Raw genomic sequence first — 16,289 nt, 5'->3', positions numbered from 1 at the left:
GAAACGGCACGGCGGATGCCGCCCGCGAGCGCCCGTGGAGGAGCGGTGCCGGTCAGCCGGGCAGCTGCGACGCGATGAAGCGGATGCCGCTCGCCCGCTCCTGCCAGCCGACGCCGCTCTGCACGACGAGCGAGCCGGAGTCGGTGAGCACCCGAACGTCGCGGATGCTGTTGCCCGCATCGAGGAGGCGGCCGGCGAGCGGGCCGTCGCGTGTGGATGCGAAGCCGCCGAGATCTTGGGTGACGATGCGCGTGGCCTCGCCGTCGACCCGCGTGAGCGAGACGACCGAACGGCCGTCGACCCAGGCGACGTCGAGTGGCACGCCGTCGACCTCGGCGAGCCGCAGCACCGTGGTGCCGAGTTCGACGGGCAGTCCGTCGCCGTCCCGCACGATCGCCGCCACGAGGAAGTACGTGCGCGGCCCGTCGCCGAGCAGGGCGAGCAGGCGGGTGCCGTCGCGGGAGACCTCGATCGCGGCGATCGACGTGCCCGACCACGGCACCGGTATCCGGTCGGACTTCTGACCGTCGGCCGAGAACCAGACGAGATCCGACGGAGCGTCGGCCGGCACAGACCAGACGACGCCGTCCCGGTCGAACGCGGGGGTGATCAGGCCCGATCTGGGATCGAGCGGCACCGGGTCTGCATCGGCTGTGATGACCGAGACGCCCGACTCGTCGAGGATCGCCGCGGATTCGGCATCGGGGCCGATCGCCGCGCCCGACGCATCGGACTGCGCGACCTGCTCGGAGATGCCGGGGATCGGCGTGATGCCGTCGCCCGAGGTCGAGAGGTAGCCGAGCGATTCGCCGTCGAACACGACCGGACGGGGGTCGACCCGGGGGTCGCGCACCGCCGGATTCGCCGGGATGCCGGCATCGGATTCGACGCCGTTCAGGATCAGGGCGACGTCGCCCACGTTGCGCACGCTGCCGACGAGGCTCTGGTTGAGCTGCAACTGCATGCGCTGGGCGGCGGCGATGTCGTCGAATGCGGCCCCCGTGAGCGAGACCTCGGCGACGCGCCCCGAGACCGGCACCGCGGCCGGCGAGAGCTCGGTGCCCTCGGGGAACGCCGTCACCACGCCGGGTGCGAGCCAGGCGGCGGGGCCGGCGAGCAGCGCCTGTACGACGCTCGTCTGCGCGGAGTCGCGGCCGGCGAACCATCGGGAGTCGGGCACCAGGAAGCGGTAGGCCGGGTCGAAGAAGTACAGCGTGTACTCCCGGAACACCTGCGTGAAGTTCGCCTGATCGATGACGATGCCGGCAGGCGCGCTCGCGATACGCCATTGGCCCTGCACCTGCTCGAACGTGTACGGGAGCTGGAGGGGCGCCGCCGAGGTCGCGACCTCGTACTGGCCGTTGTCGCGCAGCGACGCGGCCGGCGTCGCCGTGAGCTGGATCTGCGAGTCGGAGACCTCCTCGAACTCGCGATCGGCGAGCACGTCGATCGTGGCGTTCTCGTCGGCCTGCCACTGCTCCTTGAACGCCGGGGTGAGGAACTCGTACGCCGCCTGGTAGTTGTTGCGCGGGCTGAGCGCGGCCGTGAGGAATCCGTCGAGGATCTGCTGCTGGGTGCCGTCGACGATCGGCGGATCGACGAGGATGTCGAGGTCGAGCGACGAGGCGTCGGACGGCGCCGGGTCGCCCTGCTGCACGTTGCCGGAGCTCGGGATGGACACGCACCCGCTCAGCAGGAGCGACAGCATGGCGACGGATGCCGCGAGCAGTCCCTTACGCATCGTGCACCTCGCGATCGTCGTCGGGGAGGATGGCCCCCACGGAGGCCGTCGGCGGCGGACCGGCCGCCTCCGGGTCGCCCGGCTCGAGCGGCAGCGGGGAGACGACCGCGGCGTCCGCCGGCTCGAGGCCCGCGCCCACGGACCGCGGCAGGGTCAGCCGGAAGACGCTCCCCTTGCCGGGGTGGGACCAGACGTCGAGGTGCCCGCCGTGCGCGACGGCGTCTTCGAGCGAGATCGCGAGCCCCAGCCCGGTGCCGCCGATGGTGCGCACGCGGCTCGGGTCGGCCCGCCAGAAGCGGTCGAAGACGCGTTCGGCCGCCTCGGTGGTCATGCCGAGCCCGTAGTCGCGCACCGAGAGGGCGATCGCGCTCGCGTTGCTGTCGACCGCGATGACGATCGGGCGGCCTTCGCCGTGCTCGATCGCGTTGCCGAGCAGGTTGGTGACGATGCGGCGCACCCGGCGTGGATCGACCTCGGCGTCGAGGTGTCCGCCGGGGGCCTCGAGACGGAGCTCGGATCCGCGTTCGCGGGCGAGGCCGTGCATCTCTTCGATGACATCGCCCGCCAGGTGCACGAGGTTCGTCGGCTCGGTCGCGAGCTTCACCGAGCCGGCGTCGTACCGGCTGATCTCGAGCAGGTCGCCGAGCAGGCGCTCGAACCGCTCGGTCTGGGTGTGCAGCAGTTCGACCGTTCGGGCCGTGGGGCCGGCGAAGTCCTCGCGCTGCCCGTAGAGCACGTCGCCGGCGAGCCGGATGGTCGTGAGCGGGGTACGGAGCTCGTGCGAGACATCCGACACGAATCGCTGCTGCATGACCGAGAGCTCGGCGAGCTCGCGGATGCGCGCCTGCAGGCTGTCGGCCATGCCGTTGAAGGAGGCCGCGAGCGAGGCCAGCTCGTCTTCGCCCCGCTCGGGGATGCGCACGCCGAGGTCGCCTGCGGCCAGGCGCCGGCTCGTGGAGGCGGTCGTGCGGATCGGCTCGATCACGCCGCGCACGACCACGAGCGTGATGGCGCTGAGCAGGGCGATCAGGGCGATCGCCCCGACGGTGCCCGTGACCTGCATGAAGGCGAGGGTGCGCTGCGCCTCGGCGAGGTTGTACCCGATGTAGAGCTCGTACCGGCCCGCGCCGGCCGGCACCTGCAGGCCGCTGCCCACCACGATGCCGGGGTCGCTGCCGCCGGAAGAGCTCCCGAGCGCGACCGACTGCCAGTACTGGTTCTCGGAGTGCTCCTGCACCTGCGCCCGCAGCGCGGGCGAGATGACGCCCGCGAGATCGGGGCTGAGTCGGTCGGGCGGCGCGTTGTTGCTCGCCGGCTGGTCGGGCGCTCGGAAGATCGCGACGTCGTTGGTGCCGGCGATGCTCGTGACGGTGTCGAGGGTCGCCTTCATGAGCAGCTGGAGCGAGCCCCGGTCGGCCGCGTCGGAGGAGTCGAGGATCAGCTGCGCGGCCGTGGTGGCGTTGTTCGAGACCTCGAGCACGCGCGAGCGCTGGTCCTGGAAGAGGTTCGAGGCGACGCTGAACGAGATGTAGAGGCCGATGACGAGGATCGCGAGGGTCGACAGCCCGATCGTGATGAAGACCGTGCGCACCTGGAGCGAACGCCGCCAGGTCGACGCGACGGTCGCCCGCAGACGCCGCGGAAGGCCGCGCCACGAGCCCGTGGCGCGCGAGTCGTCGGCGGCGGTCATTCCCGTCAGGTGGTCGCGCCGGCGCGGTAGCCCACGCCGCGAACGGTCATCACGATGCGCGGGTTGTCGGGGTCGTGCTCGACCTTGGCGCGAAGGCGCTGCACGTGCACGTTCACGAGCCTCGTGTCGGCCTTGTAGTGGTAGCCCCACACCTGTTCGAGCAGCATCTCGCGCGTGAACACCTGCTGCGGCTTCGACGCGAGCGTGAGAAGCAGGTCGAACTCGAGGGGCGTGAGCGAGATGCGCTCGTCGCCGCGACGCACCTCGTGGCCGGCCGCGTCGATCATGAGGTCGCCGACCGCGTACGTCTCGACGGCCGACTCGGGCGTCGGTCGGAGTCGCGTGCGGATGCGTGCGACGAGCTCCTTCGGGTTGAAGGGCTTGACCATGTAGTCGTCGGCGCCCGACTCGAGGCCCTTCACGACGTCGGCGGTGTCGCTCTTGGCGGTCAGCATGATGATCGGCGTGCCGGATTCGGCGCGGATGCGCGCGCAGACCTCGATGCCGTCCATGCCGGGCAGCATGAGGTCGAGGAGGACGAGATCGGGGCGGCTCTCGCGGAACGCCGCGAGCGCGCTCGAGCCGTCGCCGCAGAAGACGGGATCGAAGCCCTCGGTGCGCAGCACGATGCCGATCATCTCGGCGAGGGCCGTGTCGTCGTCGACGACGAGTACGCGTGAAGTCATCGGTTCATTCCTGTGCGGCTGCGCCCGGGGCGGGGTTCTCGCGCCGGGCCGGATGGACGGTGTGACCAGCGTAGTCGTACGGCACGACAAGGGGGCGGATGCCGCGGGCGGGCGCGCATCCGGGCCGTGGCCCGCTCCCCGATATGCGAGCATGGGAATCCGCAGCGGAAGGAGCACGACGAGGTGGCCGAACACGACTGGCGAGCGCCCGGAGCGCCCGAGCCGCAGCCCGACGCCTCAGCACCACCGGTGCCGCCCGCGCCTCCGGCCCACGGCGCCCAGCCGTACGGCGCACCGCAGTACGCAGCACCGCAGTACGCGGCCCCTCAGTACGCAGCCCCGCCGTACGGCGCCCCGCAGTACGTCGCGCCGGCCCCCGGGGCACCCGCCGGCGGTCAGGGCTGGACCGCCCCGCCGAAGCCGGGCCTGCTGCCGCTGCGGCCGCTGGGGTTCGGCACGCTGCTCTGGGCTCCGTTCCGCACGCTGCGCCGCAACCCCGCGGCCACCTTCGGCAGCGGGCTGCTCGTGCAGCTCGCCGCAGGAATCCTCGCGGCCGCGGTCGCCGTGCCGGTGTTCCTCTGGTTCTTCGGCCGGCTCGACTCGGCGGGCCCGGCCGAGGTGGAGGAATTGCTGCCGGGGTCGATCGCGGCCCTCGTCGTGACGATGCTGTTCGCGGTCGGCATCTCGGTGGTGGCCGGCGCGTTCCTGCAGGGCGTCATGATCGTCGAGGTCGCCACGGGCACGCTCGGCGAGAAGCTGTCGCTCGGGGCGCTCTGGCGTCGCACGCTGCCGCGCATCGGCGCGCTCATCGGCTGGACCCTGCTCGTCACGCTCGCGCTGCTCGTCGCCCTCGCGATCCTCGTCGGCATCATCGTCCTCGGAGCGGCCACCTCTCCGGTCGGGCTGGGCGTCAGCATCGCGGTCGTCGTGCTCCTCTCGCTCGGGCTCCTCGTGCTCGGCTGGTGGCTCGGCGTGCGGCTCGCGCTCGTGCCGAGCATCATCGTGCTCGAGCATGCGGGCATCGCGACGGCGATGCGCCGTTCATGGCGTCTCACGATCGGCTACTTCTGGCGCACGCTCGGGGTGCTGCTGCTCGTCGGCCTCATCCTGAACGTCGCCTCGCAGGTCGTCGTGCAGCCCATCTCGCTGCTGGGCGGGCTGCTGCCCGCGATCATCGACCCGACGAACACGGGCTCGGCGATCACCATCGCGATCGTCCTCGGCGTCGTGTCCACTGTGCTCTCGCTCATCATCGCCGCGATCACGACCGTCGTGCAGGCCGCGGTCGTGGGCGTCGTCTACATCGATCTGCGCATGCGCACCGAGGGTCTCGACCTCGAGCTCGCGCGCCACGTCGAGCTCCGCGACGCCGGGCTGCCCGTCTCCGATCCGTGGATCGCACCCGACGAGGTCTCCCCCGGCCCGGTGCCGTCCGGCGGCGCTCCCGCATGATCCCGGCCGCGGCGGCGCGCGCGCTCGGCTTCGACGCGGACCCGCTCGATCCCGACGCCGACGAGGCCCGCCGCTGGCTGCTCGACGAGCTGTCGAAGCCGAGGTACCGGGCGAGCGAGCCCAACGCGTTCGACCGGTTCGCCCAGGGCATCCGCGACTGGTTCGTCGATCTGCTGAACGGCGCCGGCGCCGTTCCGGGCGAGGTCGTCGCGCTGCTCGTCGTGGTGATCGTGCTCCTCCTCGTCGTGGTCGGACTGCTCGTCTTCGGCCTCCCCCGACTCCGGCGTCGCCGGGCGTCCCTCTCGTCGGCGGCGTTCGAGGGCGATCTTCGCGATGCCGGCACCATCCGCCGCGCCGCGGAGGCCGCGGCGCGCGATCGCGACTGGCCGCTCGCGATCGAGGAGCGCTTCCGCGCGATCGTGCGCGATCTCGTCGAACGCGAGCTCGTGCACGTGCATCCCGGCACGACGGCGCGCGGCGTCGCGGATGCCGCGGCTCGCCCGTTCCCCGACGAGCGAACGCGGCTCGCGGCCGCGGCCGACGCGTTCGACGGCGTTCGCTATCTCGGGGCCGCGGGCGATGCGCCGACCTACGAACGGGTCACGACGCTGGATCGCGACCTCCAGGCGATGCGACCGATGCACGCGCCCGACGGGTCGGCGGATGCCGCATCCGACCGTTTCGAGGCCGTGCGATGACGCCCGGCTCACCGTCCGACGTCGCCGAGGTCGCCGCGCCCGCCGCGGGCAGCGCCCCCACGACCGCGTCGACCCCCCGCACGGAGGCCGCGACGGCCGTCTCGCCGACCATCGGGGCGCTGCTCAGACGCGGACGCACGTGGCTCGTGCTCGCGGGCGTGCTCGTCGTCGGCGTGCTCGTGCTCTTCGTGATCCAGGGCGGTGTGCGCGCCCAGGCCGGGCTGCTCGACCCCGAGAGCCCGGGCTCGCGCGGTTCCGGCGCGCTCGTCGAGGTGCTGCGCTCGCACGGCGTCGAGGTCGCGCCGACGCGCTCGCTCGATGCGGCGCTCGACGCCGTGGCGGCGGCCGACGGCGCGGCGACGCTGCTGCTCTTCGACGAGTTCGCCACCCTCGACGCCGACGGCCTCGATGCGCTCGCGGCGAGCGGCGCACGCCTCGTCGTCGTCGAACCGGGGTTCCGGGCCCTCGAGGCGCTCACACCCGGCGTGCGCATGGCGGGGGCGGCCGACGGCGTGCTCGACGACGCCGACTGCGACGTGCGGCCCGCGATCCGCGCCGAGGCGCTGTCCGACGGGCAGCGCCTGCTGACGATCGACGACGACGCCCGGAGCGCCGGATGGCACGGATGCTTCAGTCAGGACGACGGGTTCGCCGCGGCCTTCGGCCCGAGCCCGGGCAGCGGCGGAGGCGACGCCGATCCGTCCGCGGCGTCCGCCCCGCTCTCGCTGGTCGCCGCGACGACCGTCTTCGAGAACTCCCGCATCGACGAAGACGGCAACGCGGCGTTCGCGATCGGGCTGCTCGGGGCGACGCCCGACCTCGTCTGGTACCTGCCCGGCCCTGCCGACGCCGAGGCGACCGCCGCGCCGACGCTCGGGGAGCTCACGCCCGGCTGGGTCAGCCCCGTGCTCGTGCTCGGGCTCGTCGTGACCGTCGTCGCCGGACTCTGGCGCGGGCGCCGGCTCGGACCGCTCGTCGTCGAGCGGCTGCCGGTCACCGTGCCGGCCGGCGAGACGCGGCAGGGGCGCGCCCGCCTCTACGCCCGATCCGCCCAGCGCACGCATGCGCTCGACCAGATGCGCGTCGCCGCGATCCGACGTCTCGCGGTCGCACTGCGCCTGCCGCGCACAAGCGAGGTCGCGGCCGTCGCCCGGGCGGCGGCCGCCGCGACCGGGCGCGACGCGACATCCGTCATGCGCCTGCTCGTCGACGAGCTGCCCGCGAACGACGCGAGGTTCGTCGCGCTCGCGGCGGCTCTCGACGACCTCGAACGCGACGTCGCCGCCGCGAGCAGACCCGACACCGGCGTGCGGCCGGCGCACCCAGGCCCGACCGCCGCCGGCCCGACCACCACGACCACCGCGACACCCTCAGACGACCAGCCAGGAAGGCAGCGATGACCGACACGACGCCCACGAGCACCCGCCCGACCGATACCGACCTCCGTGACGCGCTGAACCGCGTGCGCCTCGAGGTCGGCAAGGCCGTCGTCGGTCAGGACGGCGCGGTCACCGGCCTCATCATCGCCCTCCTCGCGCGCGGCCATGTGCTGCTCGAGGGCGTGCCCGGCGTCGCGAAGACGCTGCTGGTGCGCACGCTCACGCGCACGCTCGACCTGCAGACCCGCCGCCTGCAGTTCACGCCCGACCTCATGCCCGGCGACGTCACGGGTTCGCTCGCGTTCGACCCGCGCACGGGCGAGTTCGCGTTCCGCGAGGGGCCCGTGTTCACGAACATCCTGCTCGCCGACGAGATCAACCGCACGCCACCCAAGACGCAGTCGGCGCTGCTCGAGGCCATGGAGGAGCGTCAGGTCTCGGCCGACGGCGTCACACGCCCGCTGCCCGAGCCGTTCCTCGTCGCGGCGACGCAGAACCCGATCGAGTACGAGGGCACGTACTCGCTTCCGGAGGCCCAGCTCGACCGGTTCCTGCTGAAGCTCGTGCTCGACGTCCCCGAACGCGACGACGAGTTCGCGATCCTGCGCCGGCACGCCGACGGCTTCGACCCGCACGACCTCGGCGCGGCCGGCGTTCGGGCGGTGCTCGGCGCCGACGAGCTCGAGCGGGCGCGGGCCGCCGCGGCATCCGTCCGCGTGTCCGACGACGTGCTGGCCTACCTCGTCGACCTCGCGCGTGCGAGCCGGCTGAGTCCGTCGCTGCGGCTCGGCGTGAGCCCGCGCGCCACGACCGGCCTGCTCGCCGCGTCGAAGGCATGGGCGTGGCTCTCGGGCTACGAATCGGTCACGCCCGATCACGTGCAGGCCATGCTGCTGCCCGTGTGGCGCCACCGTGTGCAGCTCCGGCCCGAGGCCGAGCTCGAGGGCGTCTCGGTCGACGCGGTGCTGCGCTCGATCATGCAGCAGGTGCAGGTTCCCCTCTGACATGGCGGTCACCGGTCGGTTCGTGCTGCTCGTCGCCCTCGGCGTCGTGCCCGTGGTCGTCCTGGGCGGGTCCGGGGCCGAAGCCGCGTGGTTCGCGCTGCTCGGCTGGCTCGCGCTCACGGTCGGGCTCGGCGTGCTCGACCTCTCGCTCGCGGCCTCGCCGCGACGGGTCTCGCTGATCCGCGACCTCCCGGCGAAGGTCCGCCTCGGCGAGCCCGTCGTGTCGGCGCTCACGGTCGTGAACACGGGCGAGCGGATGCTGCGGGCCACCGTTCGCGACGGGTGGGAGCCGTCGGCCGGGGTCGCCGGGGCGAACCGCTCCCGGCTCGTCGTCGCCCCCGGCGAGCGCCGGAGCCTCCGCCTGCAACTGACGCCATGGCGGCGCGGCGATCGTCGCACCGAGCAGGTCACGATCCGCTCGGCCGGGCCGCTCGGCCTCTGGTGCCGTCAGGCGACGCTCGCCTCGCCGGGGCGCCTGCGCGTGCTGCCGCCGTTCCACTCGCGCGTGCACCTGCCGTCGAGGCTCACACGCCTGCGCGAGCTCGATGGCCGCACGCCCATGCTCGTGCGCGGCCAGGGCACCGAGTTCGACTCGATCCGCGAGTACGTGCGCGGCGACGACGTGCGCTCGATCGACTGGCGGGCGACGGCGCGCCACGTCGATCCCGCGGCCCGCGGCGGCACGAAGCTGATGGTGCGCACGTGGCGGCCCGAGCGCGACCGCCGCATCGTGATCGTCGCCGACACCTCGCGCACGGCAGCCGCCCGCGTGGCCGACGAACCCCGGCTCGACACCGCCTGGGAGTCGACGCTGCTGCTCTCGGCGCTCGCAACGCACGCGGGCGACCGCGTCGACTTCTTCGCGTGGGACCGCCGGGCACGGGCCAGGGTCACCGGGGTCACGGGCTCGCAACTGCTCGCGCGCCTCGTCGACGCGATGGCCGGCGTCGAGGCCGAGCTCATCGAGGCCGACTGGACCGGGCTCCCCGCGCAGATCCGCGCGGTCACGAGCCGGCGCGCGCTCGTGGTGCTGCTCACGGCCGCCGACTCCCCGGGCTCCGCGCGCGGACTGCTCTCGGTGCTGCCCCAGCTCACGGCCAGGCACACCGTGCTCGTGGCCTCCGTGCAGGACCCCGAGGCGGATGCCGCGGCCGCGCGCCGCGACACGCTCGACGACGCCTACCTCGCCGCCGCCTCCGAGCGCGCGCGCCTCGACGTCGATCGCGTCGCTGCGGCGATCCGCCAGTCGGGCGCGCACCCGGTCTCGGCGGCGCCGCGCGACCTGCCGCCGGCGCTCGCCGACCGCTACCTCGAGCTGAAGTCGGCCGGGCTGCTCTGACCCGGCCGCGCCGCGCGCCCGGACGTGCTGCGCACCCGGACCTGCTGCGCACCCGGCGCGCCCGCGCGACCGCGCGACCGCGCGACCGCACGATGTCACGCCCGAATGCGTCGGCGTGTGTCCGCATGTGTCGTCCATCGGTCCGTTCGGGTAACGATTTGGTCATGCGCCGCGGATGTCCCGTGCCGCCCAACACGCGATCGCTATGGTCGCAACGAACGGCGACGGGGGGTCGCCGTTCCGCCTTCTCACGTTCGCGCCTCCAACCCGTCCCTACGAAAGGATCGGTCATGTCCGAAACCGCACCCGTCGACGCAGCGTCGACCACGTCGACGCCCGAAGCGCCGTCGACCGCTCAGAAACTCACCGCAGAGGTGCTCGGCACCTTCATCCTCGTCTTCGGCGTCATCGGCACCGCGATCTTCGCGGCCGGCTTCGCAGCGGGCGAGGGCGGACTGAACGTCGGCTTCCTTGGCGTCGCGTTCGCGCTCGGCCTCAGCGTGCTGGTCGCCGCGTACGCGTTCGGCCCGATCTCGGGCGGGCACTTCAACCCGGCCGTGTCGATCGGGCTCGCGGTCGCCGGCAGGTTCGCCTGGCGCGAGGTCGGCCCGTACATCGCGGCCCAGCTCGTCGGCGGCATCCTCGCCTCGACGGCGCTGCTCGGCATCCTCTCGACCGGACCGGTGTTCGACATCGCCGTGTTCCGCGGCGCGTCGACCGGCTACGACGTGCTCTCCCCCGGCGGCTACGGCCTGCTCTCGGTGTTCCTCGTCGAGACGATCGCGACCGCGGTGTTCCTGTTCGTCATCCTCGGCGTCACGAGCGCCGGGCGCGCGGCCGCGAACTTCGCCCCCATCGCGATCGGCCTCACCCTGACGGCGATCGCCCTCGTCGCGATCCCCGTCTCGAACGCCTCGTTCAACCCGGCCCGCTCGATCGCGACCGCGATCTACGGCGGCACCGACGCGATCGGCCAGGTCTGGCTCTCGATCGTCGCCCCGATCCTCGGTGCGATCATCGCCGGCGCCATCTACAAGGCCGTCTTCGACCGCGCTGCGAAGCTCTCGGCGTAGTCGCGCTGCGGTTCCGAATGGCGGATGTCTCCCACGAGGCATCCGCCATTCGCATGCCCGGGCGCCCCGGCGGGCCGCTCAGCCGGCGATGATGCGCGTGGCTCCGGCGTCGAACTCGTCGAGATCGCCCGTGGCACCGGCGCGCGTCGCCCGGCCGCCGAGCACGAGCATGTAGGCGAGGAACCCGCCGAACGCGAGCACGCCGATGCCGATCTTCACCGGCCACGGCCAGGGCGCCGGGGTCACGAAGCCCTCGATGAGGCCAGAGACGAAGAGGAAGAACACGAGCCCGATCGCGACCGTGAAGAGCGCCCGCGCGTCTTCGGCGAGGGCGACGCCCCGTGGGCGGGCGCCCGGCGCGACCCAGGCCCAGAAGATGCGGAGCCCCGCGGCCGCGGCGACGAACACGCAGGTGAGCTCGAGCAGGCCGTGCGGGGTGATGTAGAGGAAGAACGTGTCGGCCTCGTCGTAGGCGAACATGACGGCGGCCGTGACGCCGAGGTTCTGCGCGTTCTGCAGGATCACCGCCGGCACCCAGATGCCGGTGATGCCGAACGCGACGCACTGCGCGGCGATCCACGCGTTGTTCGTCCAGACCGACCCGGCGAACGAGGCCGCCGGGTTCTCGGAGTAGTACGAGACGAACCCCTCGTCGGCGAGCTGCTGCAGGTCGGCCTCGCTGCCGAGCGTCGCGAGCACGCGCGGATCGGCGGCGATCCACCACGCGTAGAGCGCCGCGACCACGACCGTCGCGATCGCGACCGCGAGCGTCAGCCACCGCACCCGGTACAGCGCGGCCGGAAGGTCGACCACCACGAACCTCGTGAACAGCTTCAGGGGGTTCTCGGGTGCGCCCGTGAACCGCAGTCGGGCCTTCGCGAGCCCGACCGAGAGCCGGTCGCCCAGCGCCGTCGAGCCGACCGTGGTCTGCACGAGCGAGAGGTCGGACGCGGCGCCCTGATAGCGCTCGATGAGTTCGTCGGCCTCTGGCCCGGACAGCCGGTTCTCGCGGCCGAGCGCGTCGAGCCGCTGCCATGCGTCATGGCGGGCGGTGGCGAGCGCGTCGAGGTCCATCTGCTTGAATACTAGCCATGGTCGACGCGCCCAACGCCCGCACCGCTGCCGCCCGACACGACGACGAGGGCGTGGTCATCGGCGAGGCCGTCGCGCTCGACCTGCGACCGGCCTCCGCCCTCATCCGCGGGGCCGGAACGATGATCGACGTGCTCGTCTCGATCGTGCTCCTCGTCGGCATGGCGCTCATCGCGACCGGCGCCGGACTCACGGTCGACGGGGCCGCGTTCCGCGCCATCGCGATCGGCGGCGTCGTGATCGTGATCATCGTCGTGCCCACGGCCGTCGAGACCGCGTCGCACGGGCGTTCGCTCGGCAAGCTCGCGCTCGGCCTCCGCGTCGTCCGCGACGACGGCGGGGCCATCGGGTTCCGCCACGCATTCATCCGCGCGCTCACGGGCGTGCTCGAGATCTACCTCACGTTCGGCGGCCTCGCCGTGCTCGTCGGGTTCCTGAACCCGTCGTCCAAGCGCCTCGGCGACCTGCTCGCCGGCACCCACGCCCAGGTCGAGCGGGTGCCCGCCGTGCGTTCGAACCCGTTCGGCGTGCCGGCCGAGCTCGTCGGGTGGGCCTCGATCGCCGACGTCGCACGGCTGCCCGACCCGCTCGCCCGCCGCGTCGCCTCGTACTTCGAGAACGTCGCCCAGCTCGCACCCGCGAGCCGTGCCCGCCTGGCCGCCTCGCTCGCCGCCGAGGTCGCGCCCTACGTCGCACCCATTCCGGATGCCGCACCCGAGCCGTTCCTCGCCGGAGTGGTCGCGCTCCGGCGCGCCCGCGACACGCGTGCGCTCGAGCTCGAGCGGGCCCGCCTGAACGCGCTGGAGCCGGTGCTCACCGCGACGGCGACGGGGTTCCCGCAGCGCTGACCTCCGGCGGGCCGAACCGAGCCGGGCGGATGCCGCGAGCAGCCGCCCGCGGCATCCGCCCGCTCGAATCGGGACCCGGTCGATCAGTACCGGTAGTGGTCGACCTTGTACGGGCCCTCGACCGGGACGCCGATGTAGGCGGCCTGCTCGGGGCTGAGCTCGGTGAGCTGCACGCCGAGCGAGTCGAGGTGCAGGCGTGCGACCTTCTCGTCGAGGTGCTTCGGCAGCACGTAGACGCCGATGGGGTACTCCTCGGGGCGGGTCCAGAGCTCGATCTGCGCGAGCACCTGGTTCGTGAACGAGTTCGACATCACGAACGACGGGTGGCCCGTGGCGTTGCCGAGGTTCATCAGGCGGCCCTCGGAGAGCACGAGGATCGACCGGCCGGTGGGCAGGCGCCACTCGTGCACCTGCGGCTTGATCTCGACCTTCTCGGCACCCTCGAGCGACTCGAGGCCGGCCATGTCGATCTCGTTGTCGAAGTGGCCGACGTTGGAGACGATCGCGAGGTGCTTCATGCCGAGCATGTGCGCGAGGCGCAGCACGTCTTTGTTGCCGGTGCAGGTGACGAAGATGTCGACCTCGCCGACGACGTCTTCGACGCGGGCGACCTGGTAGCCGTCCATCGCGGCCTGCAGGGCGCAGATCGGGTCGACCTCGCTGACGATGACGCGCGCGCCCTGGCCGCGCAGGGCCTCGGCGGCACCCTTGCCGACGTCGCCGTAGCCGACGACGAACGCGACCTTGCCGCCCATGAGCACGTCGGTGGCGCGGTTCAGGCCGTCGGGCAGCGAGTGGCGGATGCCGTACTTGTTGTCGAACTTCGACTTCGTGACCGAGTCGTTGACGTTGATCGCCGGGAAGAGCAGCTCGCCCTTCGAGTGCAGCTCGTAGAGACGGTGCACGCCGGTCGTGGTCTCTTCGGTGACGCCCTTGAGCTCCTCGGCGATGCGGGTCCAGCGGTCGCCGCTCACCGCGAGCGAGCCGCGCAGCGTGTCGAGCACCACGCGGTACTCGTGGCTCGCGTCGGCGGGCGTCTCGGGCACGGCGCCCGCGGCCTCGAACGCGCGACCGTCGTGCACGAGCAGCGTCGCGTCACCGCCGTCGTCGAGGATCAGGTTCGGGCCGATCCAGTCGGCGCCCGCTGCTGCCGCCTCGGCGCTCCAGTCGAAGATGCGGTCGGTGCACCACCAGTACTCCTCAAGCGTCTCGCCCTTCCACGCGAACACGGGAACGCCCTTGGGATCGTCGGGCGTGCCGTCGGGGCCCACCGCGATGGCCGCGGCCGCCTCGTTCTGGGTGGAGAAGATGTTGCAGCTCGCCCAGCGCACCTGCGCGCCGAGGGCGACGAGTGTCTCGATGAGCACCGCGGTCTGGACGGTCATGTGCAGGCTGCCCGCGATGCGCGCGCCGGCGAGCGGCTGCGACGCGCCGAACTCCTCGCGGAGCGACATGAGGCCGGGCATCTCGTTCTCGGCGAGGCGCAGCTGGTGGCGGCCGGCCTCGGCGAGCGAGAGGTCGGCGACCTTGAACGGGAGGGCGGATGTCTCGGCGAGCGTCATGCGTCCATTGTCGCAGGCTCGCGAGGTGTTGCCCGATCGTGTTGTGCGCCGAGGCCCGGCCGCGCGGGTCAGGAGCGGATGAGCGCCAGCACCTCGTCGCGCACGACGGTCATAGTCGCGGCATCCGCACCTTCGACGTTCAGGCGGAGCAGCGGCTCGGTGTTCGACGGGCGCACGTTGAACCACCAGAACGGCTCGTCTTCGGCGGTGGTGCCGAAGACCGTGAGTCCGTCGAGCTCGTCGAAGTCGCCGCGGCCGGTGAACGCCTCGACCACCCGCGTGTAGGCGGACGGCACGTCGTCGACGACCGAGTTGATCTCGCCGGAGAGAGCGTAGGGCGTGAACCGGTCGGCCAGCTCGGAGAGCGGCGCCTGCTGCGCGCCGAACTCGGCGAGCACGTGCATGGCGGCGAGCATGCCGTTGTCGGCGCCCCAGAAGTCGCGGAAGTAGTAGTGGGCCGAGTGCTCGCCGCCGAAGACCGCACCGGTCTCCTTCATGCGGTCCTTGATCAGCGAGTGGCCGACGCGCGTGCGGACCGGGTTCGCCCCGGCCGCCTCGATGGTCTCGGGCACGAATCGCGACGTGATCAGGTTGTGGATCACGTTGACGTCGGACTCGCCGAGGGCTGCGACGCGGGCGATCTCGCGCACCGCGACGATCGCGGCGACCGCCGACGGCGTCACCGCGCCGCCGCGCTCGTCGACCACGAAGCAACGGTCGGCGTCGCCGTCGAACGCGAGGCCCAGGTCGGCGCCGTGCTCGACGACGGCCTTCTGGAGGTCGACGAGGTTCGCGGGCTCGAGGGGGTTCGCCTCGTGGTTCGGGAAGGTGCCGTCGAGCTCGAAATACAGCGGCACGATCTCGAGGGGCAGCTCGGGCAGACCGGCGGCGGTGCCGAGCACCGCGGGCACCGTGAGTCCGCCCATGCCGTTGCCCGCGTCGACGACGATCTTCAGCGGGCGGATGCCGGTCAGGTCGACGAGCGACCGGAGGTAGGCCGCGTAGTCGGCCAGGACGTCGAGGGGCTGCACGGTGCCCGGCGCCGCAACCGGGGTCACTCCCTGCTCGAGGTAGTCGCCCGCGCGATCGCGGATCGCCGCGAGGCCGGTGTCGAGCGAGATGCCCTGAGCGCCGGCGCGCGAGAACTTGATGCCGTTGTACGCGGCGGGGTTATGGCTGGCCGTGAACATGGCCGCGGGAGCGTTCAGGATGCCGGAGGCGTAGTAGCTCTCGTCGGTCGAGCACAGCCCGATGGCGACGACGTCGGCTCCGCGGCTGGTCGCGCCACGGGCGAACGCCTCGGCGAACACCGGCGAGGAATCGCGCATGTCGTGGCCGACCACGACCTTGCCGCCTGCGGCGCCGACCTCGTCGACGAAGGCCGCGGCAAGGGCCTCGACGGACTGCTCGGTGAGGGCGTCGCCCACGATTCCACGGACGTCGTAGGCCTTCACGATCGCGCTGAGTCGCTCGCGGTCGACAGGATTCTCGGCGTTAGTCATGCCGTGGAATCTACCCGACCCGGCGTGACATACCGAACGATCTGCCAGCCGACGGGCGCTGAAGTGCGCTCCGCGTGGGTGGAGCAGAGGTCGTAGCCGTGCGGTTCGGGGGCCACCGACAGGGGGCCGAGCACCGCCATCGAGTCGGCGTAGTCGAAGGTCAGCGTCGCGACCGCCTCGGCGGGGCACGCGGTGCGCGAACAACGTCTCTTCATGGCGAGAC

14 protein-coding genes are annotated in these 16,289 nt (G+C 72.5%); 7 read left to right on the top strand and 7 right to left on the bottom strand.

Features of this window, described 5'->3' with window-relative positions:
• Positions 1 to 52 precede the first annotated feature (52 nt).
• Genes GQR16_RS09445 through mtrA form a run of 3 tightly spaced genes read right to left on the bottom strand, consistent with a single transcriptional unit; the run spans position 53 to position 4,117 of the window.
• Positions 53 to 1,741, bottom strand: coding sequence for an LpqB family beta-propeller domain-containing protein (locus tag GQR16_RS09445; RefSeq protein WP_157414888.1), 1,689 nt, complete (start codon positions 1,739 to 1,741; stop codon positions 53 to 55).
• Entirely contained in the window at positions 1,734 to 3,431 is a 1,698-nt protein-coding gene (mtrB, locus tag GQR16_RS09440) for an MtrAB system histidine kinase MtrB (RefSeq protein WP_157414887.1), read from the bottom strand. The genes GQR16_RS09445 and mtrB overlap by 8 nt, the downstream gene beginning before the upstream one ends.
• Before the next feature lie 5 nt (positions 3,432 to 3,436).
• Positions 3,437 to 4,117, bottom strand: coding sequence for an MtrAB system response regulator MtrA (mtrA, locus tag GQR16_RS09435; RefSeq protein WP_157414886.1), 681 nt, complete (start codon positions 4,115 to 4,117; stop codon positions 3,437 to 3,439).
• A 183-nt stretch (positions 4,118 to 4,300) separates the two neighbouring features.
• Between mtrA and GQR16_RS09430 the strand changes: the two genes are divergently transcribed.
• The 6 genes from GQR16_RS09430 to GQR16_RS09405 all read left to right on the top strand — a co-directional run bounded on the left by GQR16_RS09430 (position 4,301) and on the right by GQR16_RS09405 (position 11,062).
• A complete protein-coding gene (locus GQR16_RS09430; RefSeq protein ID WP_157414885.1) occupies positions 4,301 to 5,569 on the top strand; it encodes a DUF7847 domain-containing protein in 1,269 nt (422 codons plus the stop codon).
• A complete protein-coding gene (locus GQR16_RS09425) occupies positions 5,566 to 6,267 on the top strand; it encodes a DUF4129 domain-containing protein (protein ID WP_157414884.1) in 702 nt (233 codons plus the stop codon). The genes GQR16_RS09430 and GQR16_RS09425 overlap by 4 nt, the downstream gene beginning before the upstream one ends.
• Positions 6,264 to 7,667, top strand: a complete 1,404-nt coding sequence (locus GQR16_RS09420; RefSeq protein WP_157414883.1) for a DUF4350 domain-containing protein — start codon at positions 6,264 to 6,266, stop codon at positions 7,665 to 7,667. Before GQR16_RS09425 ends, GQR16_RS09420 begins: the two co-directional genes overlap by 4 nt.
• Positions 7,664 to 8,650 (top strand): AAA family ATPase, encoded by a 987-nt coding sequence (locus tag GQR16_RS09415; protein ID WP_157414882.1) that lies wholly within the window; start codon positions 7,664 to 7,666, stop codon positions 8,648 to 8,650. Before GQR16_RS09420 ends, GQR16_RS09415 begins: the two co-directional genes overlap by 4 nt.
• Position 8,651: 1 nt before the next feature.
• Entirely contained in the window at positions 8,652 to 9,989 is a 1,338-nt protein-coding gene (locus GQR16_RS09410) for a DUF58 domain-containing protein (RefSeq protein ID WP_157414881.1), read from the top strand.
• Between the two features lie 290 nt (positions 9,990 to 10,279).
• On the top strand, positions 10,280 to 11,062 hold the full coding sequence (locus GQR16_RS09405; RefSeq protein WP_157414880.1) for an aquaporin: 783 nt from the start codon (positions 10,280 to 10,282) through the stop codon (positions 11,060 to 11,062).
• 78 nt (positions 11,063 to 11,140) lie between these two features.
• Here the strand turns inward: GQR16_RS09405 and GQR16_RS09400 are convergent, their stop codons facing one another.
• On the bottom strand, positions 11,141 to 12,136 hold the full coding sequence (locus GQR16_RS09400) for a stage II sporulation protein M (RefSeq protein ID WP_157414879.1): 996 nt from the start codon (positions 12,134 to 12,136) through the stop codon (positions 11,141 to 11,143).
• Positions 12,137 to 12,153: 17 nt separating this feature from the next.
• Between GQR16_RS09400 and GQR16_RS09395 the strand changes: the two genes are divergently transcribed.
• Positions 12,154 to 13,002: an RDD family protein gene (locus tag GQR16_RS09395; RefSeq protein WP_157414878.1), complete on the top strand. Its 849-nt coding sequence runs from the start codon at positions 12,154 to 12,156 to the stop codon at positions 13,000 to 13,002.
• Between the two features lie 83 nt (positions 13,003 to 13,085).
• Here GQR16_RS09395 and ahcY read toward each other — a convergent pair whose 3' ends face one another.
• From ahcY to GQR16_RS09380, 3 genes are all read right to left on the bottom strand, one after another.
• Entirely contained in the window at positions 13,086 to 14,564 is a 1,479-nt protein-coding gene (gene ahcY, locus GQR16_RS09390; RefSeq protein ID WP_157414877.1) for an adenosylhomocysteinase, read from the bottom strand.
• A gap of 68 nt (positions 14,565 to 14,632) precedes the next feature.
• Positions 14,633 to 16,066 carry a phosphomannomutase/phosphoglucomutase gene (locus tag GQR16_RS09385; protein WP_157414876.1) on the bottom strand — a complete coding sequence of 478 codons (1,434 nt, stop codon included), beginning with the start codon at positions 16,064 to 16,066 and terminating at the stop codon, positions 14,633 to 14,635.
• A complete protein-coding gene (locus GQR16_RS09380; RefSeq protein ID WP_157414875.1) occupies positions 16,063 to 16,281 on the bottom strand; it encodes a DUF3499 family protein in 219 nt (72 codons plus the stop codon). Before GQR16_RS09380 ends, GQR16_RS09385 begins: the two co-directional genes overlap by 4 nt.
• Between the last annotated feature and the right edge of the window lie 8 nt (positions 16,282 to 16,289).

The sequence above is a fragment of the Agromyces allii genome, assembly GCF_009749385.1.
Classification (GTDB): Bacteria; Actinomycetota; Actinomycetes; order Actinomycetales; family Microbacteriaceae; genus Agromyces; species Agromyces allii.
Note: the sequence above shows the minus strand (reverse complement) of the source record. Positions and strands in the feature narration are given on the sequence as shown.